The sequence below is a fragment of the Methylopila sp. Yamaguchi genome (assembly GCF_002897035.1).
Lineage (GTDB): Bacteria > Pseudomonadota > Alphaproteobacteria > Rhizobiales > Methylopilaceae > Methylopila.
Window position 1 is genome coordinate 71778 of sequence record NZ_BAUX01000011.1, and the last position, 15888, is coordinate 87665.

General features: G+C 68.0%; 15 protein-coding genes, 1 tRNA gene and 1 pseudogene. 7 read left to right on the plus strand and 10 right to left on the minus strand.

What is annotated here, in order from left to right:
* Positions 1–158: 158 nt before the first annotated feature.
* Positions 159–1058, plus strand: a complete 900-nt coding sequence (gene ypfJ / locus METY_RS13825; protein ID WP_103121977.1) for a KPN_02809 family neutral zinc metallopeptidase — start codon at positions 159–161, stop codon at positions 1056–1058.
* Positions 1059–1365: 307 nt separating this feature from the next.
* On the plus strand, positions 1366–1824 hold the full coding sequence (locus METY_RS13830; protein ID WP_200819684.1) for a pseudoazurin: 459 nt from the start codon (positions 1366–1368) through the stop codon (positions 1822–1824).
* A gap of 262 nt (positions 1825–2086) precedes the next feature.
* Here METY_RS13830 and cmk read toward each other — a convergent pair whose 3' ends face one another.
* Both cmk and aroA read right to left on the minus strand, forming a co-directional pair.
* Positions 2087–2731, minus strand: a complete 645-nt coding sequence (gene cmk, locus METY_RS13835) for a (d)CMP kinase (RefSeq protein WP_103121978.1) — start codon at positions 2729–2731, stop codon at positions 2087–2089.
* A complete protein-coding gene (aroA, locus tag METY_RS13840) occupies positions 2728–4083 on the minus strand; it encodes a 3-phosphoshikimate 1-carboxyvinyltransferase (RefSeq protein WP_103121979.1) in 1356 nt (451 codons plus the stop codon). The genes cmk and aroA overlap by 4 nt, the downstream gene beginning before the upstream one ends.
* A 157-nt stretch (positions 4084–4240) precedes the next feature.
* On the opposite strand from aroA, the gene METY_RS13845 reads away from it, so the two are divergent.
* Both METY_RS13845 and METY_RS13850 read left to right on the plus strand, forming a co-directional pair.
* Complete coding sequence (locus METY_RS13845; protein ID WP_103121980.1) at positions 4241–4687, plus strand: TIGR02300 family protein; 447 nt, start codon at positions 4241–4243, stop codon at positions 4685–4687.
* A gap of 169 nt (positions 4688–4856) precedes the next feature.
* Positions 4857–4932: transfer RNA gene (locus tag METY_RS13850), tRNA-Ala, on the plus strand.
* A 280-nt stretch (positions 4933–5212) separates the two neighbouring features.
* Here METY_RS13850 and METY_RS21785 read toward each other — a convergent pair.
* From METY_RS21785 to METY_RS13875, 6 genes and pseudogenes are all read right to left on the minus strand, one after another.
* Positions 5213–5581: a resolvase gene (locus METY_RS21785; protein ID WP_444849088.1), complete on the minus strand. Its 369-nt coding sequence runs from the start codon at positions 5579–5581 to the stop codon at positions 5213–5215.
* 31 nt (positions 5582–5612) lie between these two features.
* The gene (locus METY_RS13855) at positions 5613–6761 is read right to left on the minus strand and encodes a recombinase family protein (RefSeq protein ID WP_444849089.1); all 1149 of its coding nucleotides are present in this window, start codon (positions 6759–6761) and stop codon (positions 5613–5615) included.
* Positions 6758–6865 (minus strand): annotated as a pseudogene (locus tag METY_RS13860) (DUF2924 domain-containing protein); the annotation flags it as partial. The pseudogene METY_RS13860 and the gene METY_RS13855, both read right to left, overlap by 4 nt.
* Positions 6866–6898: 33 nt before the next feature.
* Complete coding sequence (locus METY_RS13865) at positions 6899–9451, minus strand: excinuclease ABC subunit UvrA (protein WP_103121981.1); 2553 nt, start codon at positions 9449–9451, stop codon at positions 6899–6901.
* An 11-nt stretch (positions 9452–9462) separates the two neighbouring features.
* Positions 9463–10149, minus strand: coding sequence for a type 1 glutamine amidotransferase domain-containing protein (locus METY_RS13870; RefSeq protein ID WP_103121982.1), 687 nt, complete (start codon positions 10147–10149; stop codon positions 9463–9465).
* A 24-nt stretch (positions 10150–10173) separates the two neighbouring features.
* Complete coding sequence (locus METY_RS13875; RefSeq protein ID WP_103121983.1) at positions 10174–11169, minus strand: zinc-dependent alcohol dehydrogenase family protein; 996 nt, start codon at positions 11167–11169, stop codon at positions 10174–10176.
* Positions 11170–11895: 726 nt separating this feature from the next.
* Here METY_RS13875 and trxC point away from each other — a divergent pair.
* Both trxC and METY_RS13885 read left to right on the plus strand, forming a co-directional pair.
* The gene (trxC, locus tag METY_RS13880) at positions 11896–12375 is read left to right on the plus strand and encodes a thioredoxin TrxC (protein ID WP_444849090.1); all 480 of its coding nucleotides are present in this window, start codon (positions 11896–11898) and stop codon (positions 12373–12375) included.
* A gap of 212 nt (positions 12376–12587) precedes the next feature.
* Positions 12588–13031: a DUF1931 family protein gene (locus tag METY_RS13885; RefSeq protein WP_244593651.1), complete on the plus strand. Its 444-nt coding sequence runs from the start codon at positions 12588–12590 to the stop codon at positions 13029–13031.
* A gap of 75 nt (positions 13032–13106) precedes the next feature.
* Here the strand turns inward: METY_RS13885 and METY_RS13890 are convergent, their stop codons facing one another.
* Positions 13107–14111, minus strand: coding sequence for an LLM class oxidoreductase (locus METY_RS13890; RefSeq protein WP_103121984.1), 1005 nt, complete (start codon positions 14109–14111; stop codon positions 13107–13109).
* A gap of 620 nt (positions 14112–14731) precedes the next feature.
* Positions 14732–15184, minus strand: coding sequence for a host attachment protein (locus tag METY_RS13895; RefSeq protein WP_103121985.1), 453 nt, complete (start codon positions 15182–15184; stop codon positions 14732–14734).
* 165 nt (positions 15185–15349) lie between these two features.
* On the opposite strand from METY_RS13895, the gene METY_RS13900 reads away from it, so the two are divergent.
* The gene (locus tag METY_RS13900) at positions 15350–15844 is read left to right on the plus strand and encodes a hypothetical protein (RefSeq protein ID WP_103121986.1); all 495 of its coding nucleotides are present in this window, start codon (positions 15350–15352) and stop codon (positions 15842–15844) included.
* Positions 15845–15888: the final 44 nt, after the last annotated feature.

A 15888-nucleotide genomic window follows, 5' to 3' on the forward strand; every position in this document is an offset into this window, starting at 1 on the left:
CGCCTGCGTCCGCTTGGTCGCCCGACCATAGGCGCCGCGGGCCGGCTTGCACAGACCGCCTTTTGAACGGTTCGAAGGCTTCACGACCGCGCGTAGCAAGCGGCGAAAAGGGCGCTAGATACGCGCTCTGACGGGCGATGATTTGCAGGGGAACGGCCATGCGCTGGGAGGATTTCCGCCGGAGCGAGAACGTCGACGACGAGCGTGGCGGCGGTGGCGGCGGCTTCCGCTTTCCCGGCGGCGGCGGCGGCATCGGGATCGGCGGCCTGATCGTGGTGGGCCTCGTCTCCTGGGCGCTGGGCGTGGATCCGCGGGTGATCCTTGCGGGCCTCGAGACTGTCCAGGGCGGCGGCTCGGGCTACTCGCAGCAGGAGCGGCCGAGGGGCGACCCGAGCCAGCTGTCCGAGGAGGAGAAGAAGCAGGGCGAGTTCGTGCGCGCCGTGCTGGCCCAGACCGAAGACGTGTGGACGCCGCTGTTCAAGGACAGCGGCAAGGCCTACGACAAGCCGCGGCTGACGCTGTTCTCCGGCCGCACCAGCACCGCCTGCGGCATGGGCGCCTCCGCCATGGGGCCGTTCTACTGCCCCGGCGACCAGCGCGTGTATCTCGACACCGAGTTCTTCGACGAGCTCGCCCGCAAGTTCAAATCGCCCGGCGAATTCGCCCGCGCCTACGTCATCGCGCACGAGGTCGGGCATCACGTGCAGAACGAACTCGGCATCATGCGTTGGGCGAACGAGCAGCGGCAGCGGGCGCGCTCCGAAGAGCAGGCGAACGCCATTTCGGTGCGGATCGAGCTGCAGGCGGATTGCTTCGCGGGCGTTTGGGGCTATTGGGCCAACAAGCGCTTCAACATCCTCGAGGACGGCGACGTCGAGTCCGCGCTGACCGCCGCCACCCAGATCGGCGACGACACTCTGCAGAGGCGCTCCGGCGGCGAAGTCGTGCCGGACAGCTTCACCCACGGTTCCTCCGCGCAGCGGGTGAAGTGGTTCCGCACGGGCCTGTCTTCGGGCGATCCGAAGAGCTGCGACACCTTCAACCAGCGCCAGCTCTGACGCGCCGCGCCTTCGGGGACGCGACCAAGGGACGCGCCGAACGGGCGCTCTCCCCGTCGCCTCCTGGAGGGCGGGCCCCGGCGCTTCAACCCCGCCGCGCCCAAAGTCACGCCGCGGCGACGCTTTCACGCGTCGCTTCGGGTCGTTCAAAGCTGATCACGTCGCCGCGCTGGTCGCGACGTCGAATTAGACTACTTCCTAAGTAACGCATTGTTCCAGGAAGCTCTTTCCAAGCAGCACCACCTTCCTTTACTTATCGCGCCGCCGAACGGACACCGTCGGCGACGCCATACCAGGGAGATGGACGATGTGGAGAGGCTTTGTGCTGGCCGCGGCCGCGTTGATGACGATGGTCGCCGGCGCGGAGGCCGCTGAGGTCGAAGTGAAGCTGCTCAACCAGGGCGCCGAGGGGCGCATGGTGTTCGAGCCCTCCTTCGTGAAGATCAATCCCGGCGACACGGTGAAGTTCGTGGCGGCGGATCCGAGCCACAACGCCGAGACCATCCCCGGCATGCTCCCGGACGGGGCCGAGCCCTTCAAGGGCGAGTTCAACAAGGACATCTCGGTGACCTTCGACAAGGAAGGCGTCTACGGCGTGAAGTGCCTGCCCCACGCCGGCATGGGCATGGTGGCGCTGGTCGCCGTCGGCGCGAACTACCCCAACGTCGACGCCGCCAAGGGCGTAAAACAGACCGGCGTCGCCAAGAAGAAGTTCGAGGCGCTGTTCAAGAAGCTGGAGGAGACCAAAGGCGCCGCCGCGCAGTGACGCGTGATCGCTCCGCCGACTTGTCCGTGAGCCGGTGGCTTCGCTGGTCTTCGAGAGTTCCACGCAGATAATCGGGACGGCGGGTGACGCTCCCGCCGTCGCCCGGGCCTGTCCTCAGGCCCATCGCCCCGCCAGTCGAGGCTGTTCCAAACCGGCACGCCGATGGATTCCGGCGGCGCGGCGGAAATGACGGCCTGGTTCGGCGCATCGACGAAACCTTGAATAGCCCAATCCTTCGTCGCCGCGCCGAAGCGCGAAGGCTTCAGCCCGCGCGACGGGACGGCGCGCCGATGCGGGCCTCCACGATGGCGAGCGCCGCCGCGAAGGCTTGGTCAGCGTCGAGCGTCGTGGTGTCGAGCAGCACCGCGTCCGCGGCCTGCGCCAGCGGCGCGACCGCGCGGCCCATGTCACGGGCGTCACGGGCCAGGATGTCGGCGAGGATCGCCGCCTCGTCCGCAGGTTCCCCCCGGCCGGCGAACTCCAGCGCGCGGCGCCGCGCGCGCTCCTCCGGCGCGGCGGTGACAAAGATCTTCGCCTCGGCATGCGGGCAGATCACGGTGCCGATGTCGCGGCCGTCGATCACCGCGCCGGGCGGCTCCGCGGCGAACCGTCGCTGAAAGTCGAGCAGCGCCGCACGTACTTCCGGCACGGCCGACACTACGGAGGCGCCCGCCCCGGCAGCCGGACCGCGCAGCGCGGGATCGCCCAGAGTCTGCGGATCAAGCGCCTGCGCGGCCTTGGCCGCCGCCGCCGCGTCGTGCACGTCGCCGCCGCGAGCGATCAGCGCCAGCGCCACGGCCCGGTACAGCAGGCCGGAATCGAGGTGGGGCAAGCCGTAATGCGCCGCAATGCGCCGCCCCAGCGTGCCCTTGCCGGACGCGGCCGGCCCGTCGATCGCGACGATCATGCGCCGGCCTCCAGCGAGATGTCCGCGCCAAGGCCGCGCATGAGGTCCACGAACGCGGGGAAGCTGGTCGCGATCATGGCGGCGTCGTCGATCGCGACCGGCGCGTCGGCCGCCAAGCCGAGCACCAGGAAGCTCATGGCGATGCGGTGGTCGAGATGGGTCTTCACGGCCTCGCCGCCGCCCGGCGCCCGCCCCCGGCCCACGACGATCAGGTCCTCGCCCTCGATCCGCGCCTCGACCCCGCAGGCGACGAGGCCCGCATGCACCGCCGCGAGGCGGTCGCTTTCCTTGACGGTTAGCTCGTGCAGCCCCCGCATGCGCGTCTCGCCCTGCGCGAAGGCGGCGGCCGCCGCCAGCACGGGGTATTCGTCGATCATGGTCGGCGCGCGCGCCGCAGGCACGTCGACGCCCTTCAGCGCGCTCGCCCGAACCACGAGGTCGGCGACCTCTTCGCCACCCTCATCGCGCAGGTTCGTCAGCTCGATGTCGGCGCCCATCTCGATCAGCGTCGCGATGAGGCCGGTGCGGAGCGGGTTGGTCATCACGCCCTCGAGCGTGACGTGGGATCCGGGCGCGATCAGAGCCGCGACCAGCGGGAAGGCGGCTGAGGATGGGTCGGCAGGCACCACCACATGGGCGGGCGTCAGCTCCGGCTGGCCGACGAGCCGCACCAGCCGTCCGTGCTCCCCATGCGGCTCCACCGTAACCTCCGCGCCGAAGGCCTTCAGCATGCGCTCGGTGTGGTCGCGCGTGGCCTCGCGCTCGATCACTACGGTCTCGCCCGGCGCGTTGAGGCCGGCGAGCAGCACAGCCGACTTAACCTGTGCGGAGGGGACGGGCGTCTCGTAGGTCAGCGGCAGCGCCGTCTCCGGGCCCTTCAGCGTCAATGGCAGGCGCCCGCCCTCGGCGGCGGAGACCACGGTCGCGCCCATGAGGGCGAGCGGATCGAGGATGCGGCGCATGGGACGCAAGCGCAGCGAGGCGTCGCCGTCGAAGGTCGCCTGGATGGGATGGCCGCCGACGACGCCCATCATGAGGCGCGACCCGGTGCCGGCGTTGCCGAAGTCGAGCGGGGCGTCGGGGCTCTTCAGGCCGCCCACGCCGACGCCGCGCACGCTCCAGCGCCCCTCGCCGAGCCGCTCGACGGTCGCCCCCAGCGCCGCGCACGCCCGGCCGGTGGCGAGCACGTCGTCGCCCTCGAGCAGGCCCTCGATGCGCGTCTCCCCGACGGCGAGCAGGCCGAGAAGCAGGGAGCGATGCGAGATCGACTTGTCGCCGGGAACCCGGACGCGGCCCCGAAGCGGACCGTTCGCACGGGAGACGGCGGGCTGGGGGACGACGGCGGACGACACGGGGGCGCGGGCTTTCACAAGGGCTTGGACGGAACTTTCACGCCGGCGGGACCCTTGGGACGGTGGGGATGGGCCGCGGCGGCGCATTGGCTCTTGACAGCCCGGTCCCGCCACGTCAATCCACCGCCTCGTTTCTCGACAGCAGGGATCCATCCCCTTGGCCAAGCCCGAACTCGGCGTCAAACGGACCTGCCAGGCCTGCGGCGCAAAATACTACGACCTGGCGCGCGATCCGATCGTCTGCCCGAAATGCGGGACGCAGTACGTCGCGACCGTCCTCGTCTCCAGCGCGGCGGCGGTGCGCGCGGCCAAGGCCGAATCGGCCCGGGCGAAGGCTACGGCGGCGGCCGACGAGGACGAGATCGAGACCGACGAGGAGGCCGAGGTGGAGGCGATCTCGCTGGAGGACGCCGACGAGGAGGCGACCCCCGCGAAGAAGGTCGCAGGCGGCGACGACGATGACGACGTCGATGTGGACATCGACGACGTTGAAGCGGACGACGAGGACGAGGCGGACGACGAAACTTTCCTTGAGCCTGATGAGGATTCCGACGACGACATGACGGAAATCATCGGCGATCGGGAAAAAGACGAAGAGACTTGAACCGGCCTCCGAAACATGGTTTGAGATGCGCCGCTTCGGGTCGCCGAGGCGGCGGCGCCAGCCGGGGTTGGCCCGGACGGCGGCCTCCCCGAACGGGGCGGCGAGCCAGAACTGCCCGGTCCGGCGGATGCGTTTCCCAACGCCGCCAACCAAGGACCGACAGCCCGGTGGGGCCATAGCTCAGTTGGGAGAGCGCTTGAATGGCATTCAAGAGGTCGGCGGTTCGATTCCGCCTGGCTCCACCAATCACTCCCTGAAAACTCCCCGTTCTGACGCCAGCGGCAATGTCTGCGAGCTGTCCGCGACTTAGCTCCGCCCGTTTGGCCCGCGCGCGTCTCTGACGCGCCTCATTCGCGCCGTATGGCCGTTTTTCGACGCGCCTGTCTCCGCCGCCGTCGCGCCATGTCGTACGTGACGGTTGATGGCGCCATCGCCAGAAGATTCTCAGCGGCCGCACGGATGCAGAAAACCGCCGGCGCTTTTAGCCGGCGGCTTCATTGATTCGGGGTCGACGAGAATCGCCGGTTATCGGGAGGGCTGCTCGAGTCCGATCGCCCGCCACTGTTCGGACCAGAGCATCGGCGCATCCGCGAGCACGCTTGCGGTGACGCCGCGCGGCAGGCGGCCTTCCGCGATGGCTGTGACGATGTCAGGCGCGAGGAAGGCGTAGCCGATCACCCGATCCACGTGACGACGGGTGCAGCCCTGGCGCTGCGCCAGCTGATCGAGGTCGAGCGTGGAGGAGCGGCTGAGCTCCCCGATCCACTTTCGGCCAAGCGCGATCCACCGCAGCAGCACCGCGCGGGCCTCCGCCTTCATCGGACGGGCCGTCGCATCAGAGGCCGCGAGGATCTGCCGGCCGCAGGTCCGGCGCGGCGACGGCAAGCGAATCACCTCGCCATCCGCCAGCGTGAGCTCGATCTCATCAGCGGATGAGGATCGCGCGCCTCAGATGCTCCGCGACCAGCGCTGTGTCGTCGAGGCCTGCGATGTCCCTCAGTCGCAGGACAGCCAGGATCGCCTGCTCGATCTGCGGCGCCGAGGTGCGCTTCACTGATCCCGCCTCGGCGCCCCTGCCCTGCGCGATCACCGACGAGACGTAGTAGCGGTAGACCACGCCCTTCCGGTTCGTAGCGCTGCTCGGAGTCATCGGATGCCCACGATCGTCGATCAGCCTTCCGAGCAACAGCGCGCCAGAGGCCGCTCGACTGGTTGTCTGACCGCTGCGGTTCGCCGCGATCCTCCCTTGCACCGCCTCGAACAGTGTTGGGTCGACGATCGGAGGATGCTCACCGGGATAGCTGCGGCCCTTGTGGTTGATCTCCCCGAGATAGACCCGGTTCGCCAGCAGATGCGCGAGAGGTCCGTTTGTCAGCGGGACACCGCCGGCGACACCGCCTGACTTGAGGATGCGCGTCCGCGTGACGACGCCCTGCTCCCTGAGCTCTCGCTGCAGCGCCGAAAGCGACCCGAGCGCGAGGTAGCGCTCGAAGATCAGCCGGACGGTCGCGGCCTCCGCCTCGTCGATCTGGAGCTTCTTCGCCTCGACGCGGTAGCCGAGTGGCACCACCCCGCCGACCCAGATGCCCCGCTTCTTCGACGCCGCGATCTTGTCGCGGATGCGCTCGCCGGTGACCTCGCGTTCGAACTGCGCAAACGACAGCAGCATGTTGAGCGTCAGCCGCCCCATGCTCGTCGTCGTGTTGAAGGACTGCGTCACAGACACGAACGACACGCCGCTGGCGTCGAACAGCTCGACCAGTTTGGCGAAGTCCGCAAGCGAGCGCGTCAGGCGGTCGACCTTGTCTACCACGATGACGTCCACCCCGCGCGACCGAACCAGCTCGAGCAGCCGCTGCAACGCCGGACGCTCCATCGAGCCGCCGGAGAAGCCGCCGTCAGAAAACACGCCGTTACGAACGAGCTTCCACCCCTCCCCCGCCCGGCTGCGCACGTAAGCCTCGGCCGCCTCCCTCTGAGCGTCGAGCGAGTTGAAGTCCTGCTCCAGCCGGTGGTCGGTTGAGACGCGGGTGTAGACCACGCAGCGGCGCACGGTCAGGACAGGACGGCTCACGCCGCCCTCCCCTTGTCCCCCAGTCCGAAGAACCGCGGACCGTTCCAGCGTACGCCGGTGATGGCCAGCGCCACCTCCGACAGGCTGCGGTAGATACGATAGCGGTAGCGAGCTGAGCGTCTGGCCGCTGTGGGGGCTTAAGGGCGCGCGGCGACGTCTCTTCGAAGCACGCGTGCGAGATAGGGCGCGGTGCGGCTCTCCGGGCAGGCGGCGACCTTCGCCGGCCGGCCGCTCGCGACGATCCGCCCGCCTTCGTCGCCGGCGCCGGGGCCGATGTCGATCACCCAGTCGCTCGCCGCCGCCACGGTCATGTCGTGATCGACCAGGACGACGCTGTTGCCAGCGTCGACCAGCGCATGGAGCTGGCTGAGCAGGCGCTCAACATCGGTCGGATGGAGGCCGGTCGTCGGCTCATCGAGCACATAGAGCGCGCCGCCGCGCTGGGAGCGCTGCAGCTCGGTGGCGAGCTTCACCCTTTGCGCTTCGCCGCCTGAAAACTCGGTCGCGGGCTGTCCGAGGCGCAGATAGTTCAGCCCGACCTCGCGGAGCACCTCGAGCGACCGGCGGACGTTGGGCGCGTCGTCGAAGAACTCCCAGGCTCCCCCGACGGTGAGCGCCAGCACGTCGGCGATGGTCTTATCCCGGTAGCGGATCTCGAGCGTCTTCGGGTTGTAGCGGGCGCCGCGACAGGCGGGACAGGGAGCGTAGACGCTCGGCAGGAAGAGCAGCTCCACCATCACGAAGCCTTCCCCCTCGCAACGCGGGCAGCGGCCCGTGGCGACGTTGAACGAAAAGCGTCCGGCGTCGTAGCGGCGCTTCCTCGCTTCTGGCGTCGCCGCAAAAAGGGCGCGGACATGGTCGAACAGGCCGGTATAGGTGGCGAGATTGGAGCGCGGCGTGCGGCCGATCGGCTTCTGGTCGACCTCGATCAGCCGCCTGATCCCCTCGAGGCCGACGATCCGTCCCTCCGTCGCGCCGGCGGGACGGTCCTCCAAAGCGGTTTCGTGATCCGGCTCCTCTTCCGCCGCGGTCGAAGCGCCGAGGGCGGCGGAGACCAGTTCGACCAACGCTTGGCTGACAAGACTGGATTTTCCAGAGCCGGAAATCCCGGTGACGGTCGTCATCACGCCGAGCGGGATTTCGCAGGCGACCTGCTTCAGATTGTTGCGAGAGACCCCCTCCAGTCGCAGCCAGCCGGCGGGCTCGCGGTTCCGGCTCGGTGTCCCACCGCCGACGTCGAACAGATGGCGCCTCGTCTCGGAGGCCGCGACCGCGCGCAGACCCTCGATTGGGCCGCTGTAGAGGATCTCGCCGCCATGCTCGCCGGCGCCGGGGCCGACGTCGACGATCCAGTCGGCGCAGCGGACGACGTCCATCTCATGCTCGACGACGAACAGCGAGTTGCCGACCGCCTTCAGTCCGTCGAGCGCGCGCAGCAGCGCCTCGGTGTCGGCGGGATGAAGCCCGGCGGAGGGCTCGTCCATCACATAAACGACGCCGAACAGGTTGGAGACGACCTGGGTCGCGAGCCTCAAGCGCTGCAGCTCGCCAGGCGACAAGGTCGTGGTGCCACGTTCGAGCGCCAGATAGCCGAGCCCGAGGTCGAGCAGCACCGACAGCCGGCGGCGCAGATCGCCGGCGATGCGCTCGACGACCAGCGCCTTCTCCGGATGGGTCTTTCGCAGCGCCTTGAGCTTGCCTGCGTTCGCTTCGGCGTAGGGCGCGAAGATCTCCGAGAACCGGGCCATGGGCAAGCGGCTCATCTCGGCGAGGTCGAGGCCCGCGAATCGGACCGCCAGAGCTTCGCGGCGCAGCCTCTTGCCGTCGCAGACCGGGCAGAGCCGGGCGATCATGAAGCGCGCCGCGCGCTTCTTCATCATCGCGCTCTGTGTGGTCGCGTAGCTGTGGGTGACGTGGCGCTTGGCGCTTGAAAAGGTGCCCATGTAGGCGGGCTCGATCTTGCGCCGGATGGCGCGCTGGATCTCGTCGCGGCTCCACCCGGGATAGACCGGGACCTGAGGCTGCTCGTCGGTGAAGAGGATCCAGTCGCGGGTCTTCTTGGGCAGGGCCCGCCAGGGGGTGTCGACGTCGACTCCAAGGCTGACCAGAATGTCGCGCAGGTTCTGGCCGCCCCACGCCGTCGGCCAGGCGGCGACGGCGCGCTCTCGGATGGTCTTCGTCGGATCGGGAACCATCGAGGCTTCGGTGACCTCGTGGATTCGGCCGAGGCCGTGGCAGCGCGGGCAGGCGCCCTCGGGCGTGTTGGGCGAGAAGGATTCGGCGTCGAGATGGCCTTGGCCCGGCGGATAATCGCCGGCGCGCGAGTAGAGCATGCGCAGCAGGTTCGAGAGGGTGGTGACGCTGCCGACCGACGAGCGGGTCGTCGGCGATCCGCGCTGCTGCTGCAGGGCGACCGCCGGCGGCAGGCCCTCGATCTCATCAACCTCGGGCGCCTCCATCTGGTGGAACAGGCGACGCGCGTAAGGCGAGACTGATTCCAGATAGCGCCGCTGCGCCTCGGCGTAGAGGGTAGAGAAGGCGAGCGACGACTTGCCCGATCCCGACACGCCGGTGAACACCACCAGAGCGTCGCGCGGAATGTCGACATCGACATTCTTGAGATTGTGCTCGCGCGCGCCGCGGACGCGGACGAAGGGCAAGGCGGAGGGGGAGTCCTTGATGTCGCGCACGCGAGGCGCCCTCAGGCGCGAGCCGCAAGCTCTTTGATCAACGCCCTGGCCGTAGGCGCCGAGGACGCCGGGTTCTGGCCGGTGATCAGCAGGCCGTCCTGAGCGACATAGGGTTGCCAGTCGGCGCCCCTTGAGAACAGGCCGCCGTTCCGTTTGAGCTCGTCCTCGACCAGGAACGGGACGACGCCCGTCAGCCCCACGGCCTCCTCCTCCGTGTTGGTGAAGCCGGTCACGTTGCGGCCCTCGACCAGCGGCTTGCCGTCGTCGGCCTGCGCGTGACGGAGCGCGCCGGGCGCGTGGCACACGAGGGCGACGGGCTTGCCGGCCGCGAAGGTCGCCTCGATCAGCGCGATCGAGCGGGGGTTCTCCGCCAGATCCCAGAGGGGACCATGGCCGCCGGGATAGAACACGGCGTCGAACGTCTCGTGCGAGACCGTGTCGAGCCGGGCTGTCGCCGCAAGCGCGGCCTTGGCCTCGGCGTCGGCTTCGAAGCGCCTCGTGTCATCGGTCTGCGAGTCAGGTTCGGCGCTCTTTGGGTCGAGCGGCGGCTGGCCTCCTTTGGGCGACGCGAGCGTGATCTCGGCGCCCGCGTCCTTGAAGGCGTAGTAAGGCGCGGCCAGCTCCTCAAGCCAGAAGCCGGTCTTGCGGCCGGTGTCCCCAAGGCTGTCATGCGAGGTGAGCACAATCAGAATTTTCACGTCGTTTTCCTCTTCGGCTGGCGCTCAGTGGGGGACAGTGACGACAATTTTCCCGAACTGCTGGTTCGACTCCATGTAACGGTGCGCCTCGACGATTTCGTCGAGCGGGAAGGTCTTTGCGATGATGGGCTTCAGGCGCCCGTGGGCGAGGCCATTTTGGATGAAAGCCGATGCGCGGGCCATCCGCTCTTCGTCCCGGACGAACTCGAACAGCGTGTAGCCACGCATCGTCAGCGCCTTCTGCAGGGCCGCGATGACCGGGAATGGCGTGGGAGCTGCGGCGAGAGCGCCGTAAACGACGAGGACGCCGTGATGGCTCATCGCCTCGGCGAGCGTTTCGACTTGAGGTCCGCCGACCGGGTCGAACACGAGGCGCGCGCCCTTGCCGCCGGTTGCGCGGTTGACCGCGGCCACCAGGTCCTGCTCGGACGTGACGATGACATGCGCCGCGCCGGCGCCTTCCAACGCCGCCGCCTTGTCGCGCGTCCGGGTCGTCGCGATCGAGATCGCGCCGACGCTGTTCGCGACCTGGATCGCCGCGAGGCCGACGCTCGAGGACGCCGCCGGAATGACGACCGCGTCGCCCTCCCCGAGGCGACCGATGTCGATGAGCGCGCCCCACGCCGTTAGGTAGGCCATCCAGATCGCGGCCGACTCGATCGGCGAGGCCCCGGTCGGGCGCCGCAGGACGCTGTAAGCCGGCACGATGGCCGTGTCGGCGTAGACTCCGTAATCGTTCATGGAGAAAGCCGGGATGACGCTGACGGGATCGCCCGGCGCGAAACCATCGACCTCGTCTCCGACAGATTCGACCGTCGCGGAGGCTTCGTAGCCGAGGCGCGCCGGCAACCGCGGCGTTTCGAGGTAGGCGCCCGATCGGAACATCGCTTCGGCGCGATTGAGCCCGATCGCCTCGATGCGCACGCGGAGCTCCGCTCGTCCCGGATCGCCGACCGGGAGGTCGTCGAACTGCATCACCTCCGGTCCGCCAGTGCGATGAAACCTGACCACCCGCGTCATGGCGACGTGTCCTTCCCTGGCGACACCGAGCGACCGAGTGCGCTCCACACGTGCCAAAGCGCGCCCCGCCCGCGCCGGAATAGCTACCACCGCTTCCGGCCGATCGCGCCGCGCGTCCTCCCCGTCTGCCCATCAGCTCGATGTCTGCACGGGTGGAAGCGGCCGCGAACTGCGGTCCGCTGAGATTTGAACCGGCGCCGAGACCTCGCGATGTCGCCCCTACGCATCAGGTCTCAGGCACGAGCACGCAGCCCTGACGATCGTCAATTCTTCAGACCTTCTTTCGATGCTCGCGGTCGGGCTGAGGGTGCAAGCGTCGATGCGTAATCTTCGCTGCGACGCGTATCTGGCGACGACGTGCGGCCAGTGGTCGTCGCGCCAAGGACGACGAACCGGCGGGGATCCGGTCGCGCTCGGTTCCTGACGCTCGTCAATGCCGGCCCGGCGTCAGTTCGGTACAAGGCGCTGCAGATTGCCGGCTCAACCGGCCGCCCGATCGATACGACCGCGCTGCGTCCGTTCGGTCCGGGATGATCCGGTGATGCGGCGGGCGAGGTGATCGTGGCGGCCGGGACCTTGCCTGCCTTCTCGGCCATCACGGAAGGGATCGCGCGCCGGAGCCAGATTTCATCGAGACGCCTGGCGGCGCCTCTCGGCAGAGGTCCGCCAAATACAGCGCACGGCTGCGAATGCCCCAGCCCGCCGCGGCGTGGCAAGGAGACCCAGATGTCCGACTCGACCGGCGACCGCCAGCCCGAAGCATCTTCAGAGATGGTGTTCGTCGCCTGTCCGGTCGATGCATCCGTGAACCGCGTCCCCCGCGCGAAACTCGACCGCGGCCCGAAATGCGGGACGTGTCATGCCCCCCTTTTCGTGGGGAAGGTCGTCGATCTCACCGGCGCCATCTTCGATGCGCACGCGCTCAGGAGCGACCTTCCGGTCGTGATCGACTTCTGGGCGGAATGGTGCGGTCCATGCCGGATGATGACGCCCAATTTCGAGAGGGCGGCGCCGCGGCTGGAGCCGCGGGTGCGGCTCGGCAAGCTCGACACCGAGGCGGAGCCCGCCATTGCGGGGCGCTACGGGATCCGCAGCATTCCGAGCATGATCATGATCAGGAAAGGCGAGGAGATCGCTCGCACGTCAGGCGCTATGCCGACGGCCGCGATCGTCGATTGGGTCGAGCAGGCGCTGAAGCGGACCTGACGGCCCCCCTGCACGCTCTGTGCCGGTGGCGAAAGCGGCAAGCGCCGCTCTGGGTCATTCGCGTCCGTCGATCTGCCGAGCACGGATGCGCGCGCCCAAGGAAAGCGCTTGCGGCTCGATCGTCGCCGATTGGCGGCGGCCCGCCCTGACGACCGTCAAGGCCGGGCGGGGCTGCGTCGTACATGTTCGACTGTCCAGCAGGGAGGTCCGCCATGGCGACCATTCATCGACTCGAGAAGATGTTTCGGCGGGCGGGCGATCTCGCCCTCGACAAGAGCGATCTCGAACGGCTCGAGAACTTCCTTCGCCGCAAGGTCCAGGACCTCGTCCTTCGCGGCGAGGCGAACGCCAAGGCCAACGGCCGCGATGTGGTCGAGCCCTGGGATCTCCCCGTCACCAAGGGGCTCCAAGAGACGATTCACCGGTTCCGGCAGATCGACGCCGAACTGCAGCTCACGGACTACCTTAGCGGGCTGACAGCGTTGCCGCCAACCGATCTGGCTATCGGCGACAATACCGGGGCCCGGTTGCCTGAACTTGCTGGAGGATTGTGCCTCGCCCTCGCGGAAACGTTCAGGATCACCGACCCGGATCTCAGAAATCCGGCCGCCAGGGATTGGGACCGGGCGTATCGTTTGTTCGACGTGCTCCTCTAGCGGCGGACTGTCGCTCCACAGGAAACGATTGGGCCGAAGCCGATCGACGGGTGAATGCCTGCTTCGCCCCGCCGCCTAGCGTAGGTTGCCCGCATTGAGAGGTGGCGCGCCGCCGCCTTTCCCCAGGCGCGGGAGCACCTCTCGGCCGATCTCCTCCAGCACCTCGCCGGCATCGCGTCGTCCATACTTGAGGTTGAGGATGACGTGATTGACGCCGACGCCGGCGAGTTCATTCAGGAAGGCGAGCATGAAGTTGCGGCCGGCCCGGAACCCGAGATGAATCGCCCGGGGGGGCTCCGCGGGTTCGTCGGCTAGGTCGACATAGAGCGACTGCACGAAGGGCTTGAACACGCCTGGCGACCTAACCTCCACGGTTGAGCGCCATTTCGCGACCAGCTCCGCCTGCTGCGCGAGACCACGTGGATAGGTGATCCAACCGTCCGCATTCTCGGCGATCCACTCAAAGCTTTGGCGGCTCGAACCGGTGATCAGGATCGGCAGGCGAGCGACAGGTTTGGGCACGAGGTCCGCCGTCCCCGTCAGCGCGCCATAGCTCGACTGGATGCGGGGGAATTCCTCCGTGAGGACCCTGCGGATCGTCGACAGGTTGTCGCGAAAGAGGACGTCGCGCCGATCCCAGTCGACGCCGAACGCCGGAAACTCGACCGGGCGGTCGCCGGAGGCGACCCCGAGGACGAACCGGCCGCCGGTCAGCTGGTCGACCGATGCGGACGCCTTCGCGGTGTGGAGCGGGTGGCGCAAGGGAAGAATGATCGATCCGGTCGCAAGCGCGATCGTCGAGGTGTGCGCAGCGATCCAACCCAGCCACACCCAGGGATCGAAGATCTGGCCCAGATCTCCGAAACTCGGATCCCGCAGAGGCACGTCTCGTGTCCAGAGGCCTGCGAAGCCGAGCTCCTCGGCGCGCCGAGCGAGCCGCGGCTGATCGCGCATGCTGGGCTCGTCCCTTTCGAAAGCCTCGATAGGGAAGAACACTCCGAGCGATAGTCGGCCAGGCGAGAACATGCGCCCAAAACCGGGGGAATCACTTGTGGACGCAGCTTTGTTTGCTTTCAGCATGATGCATCATTCTGGTTGGGCCGGGCATCGACGCCATGACGATCGTCAGTTGTTTGACGGGATGGGAAGCTGCGACATCAGCCTCGTGCGAGGTCCGCAGGGTCTGATCACCGACACGCGATAGCCGCGTGCGGCCATCGCGGCGACCCGAGCCAAGCGCCCAAGTGTGGAAGCCGCTGAGCGCGCGGTCCGCCCACGAAGGGCCTCGAAGCTCGGGCGAACGGATTCGTGCGGGAGGCTGGATTCCCGGCGGGAGCTCGGCCACCGCCAGAAACCCAGTTTGGGGCCATGTGCGGACGCCAAGCCTCTCCCCGACATGCCCCCGTGTAGCTCCACAGCCCGCGGGGCTGACACCCAACCGTCGCCCCATCGCCGTGTTGGTCTCGCCCTCAGCCGACCGCTCAGCCTCAGCGGCGCGCCCGGCCTCGATCTGCTCATGAGCGACGGCCAACGACGAGGACACGGCGGTGGACGTCGCGCGGGCTTTCATCGCCCGCACAGCAAGTTCGACCTCGCCCGCGGTGTTGTCTTCGCGTTCTCGATCACGTTCGTGATCGCATCTGCGCCGTACTCGACGCCGAGACTATGTCGATCAGCCCAAAAGAGGTTTCCCTCGTATCTCACCCGACCGCGCTCCGGGCGGCCGCAAGGTGGCGTGCGATCTCCTCGACCCGGAGCCCAATCAGATCCTTGGCGATCGATCGCGATTGCAGCCTGATCTGAACAGGCAGCGCTTCGCGCAGGAACGCTAGGAAAGCCGGCGGCGACACGATCGTCAGCTGATGCGCCCAATGCGCCGCGTTGATCTCGACGAGCGCGGCGGCGATCTCATCCGCAAAGCGTTCCTTAGCCAGGCGATGCCAGTCCGTCTGCTCCATGGCGCTGCGTTGACGCCCGACGCTTTGAAAGGTGCGGCCGGGACGGTCGGCGCCCTGTTGGCCGGTGGGTGGATTGTCGGGCGCCTGAAACACGCTGCGCAGTTGCAGGCGCGGTCGCAGCAACGAGCCGAAATCGTCGAAAAGCAGGGCTTTTCGGCTGTCACAGACCAGGATCGTTTTGCCTTTTCTCATCATGGGCGATTGTGATGCGACCCTGCGGATCCGCTTTGACGATCGTCAGTTTTGCTCCGCCGAGTCGCCAAAATGGCCCGTCGCGCCCCACCGACGAGCTAGCTTTCTTTCGGCGAGCCTGCCCAGATAAGAGGCTGGCAAGCTGCACTTGAAAGGAAAGCGTCGCTGATGAGTTTTCTTCCCCATGTGTCGGCGCTGACGCGCGAGCGGATCGCACGGGAGTTCGACGACCTTGGCCCCGATGCCTGCATGATGGAAATCGTCGACGCCATGCGGCGCGACAATCCGGAGCTTTTGGAGATGGCGCAGAAATGCGCCGAGGATGTCGGCGAGGCTCCCAGGGTGATGGCCGGCTTCGGCATGTTCTACAAGGCGCTGGCGTTCGAGGCCGCGGTCGCGCTGGGACATCAGACGATGAGCGCGCTCCCGCGGGTCGCTCCCGAGACGCGGGAAAAGATCGTCCGAGAGATCGACGAGCATGGCGCCGAAGCGTTCACGGTCCGCTCCCTGGACAATCTCGAGAGGACCAATCCCGAACTGATGCAGATGGCGCATCAGTTCGGGGCTCGGCACGCGGACTATCTTGGCGTCATGCAGGGCTTCGCCCTGATGCACCGGAGCCTCGTCGTCCAGTCCGGCGCCGACAAGTCCAAACTGCATTGATCGTCGACCGTCGCCGGGCTTCGCGCCCGGCGGCGCGCGGCGCG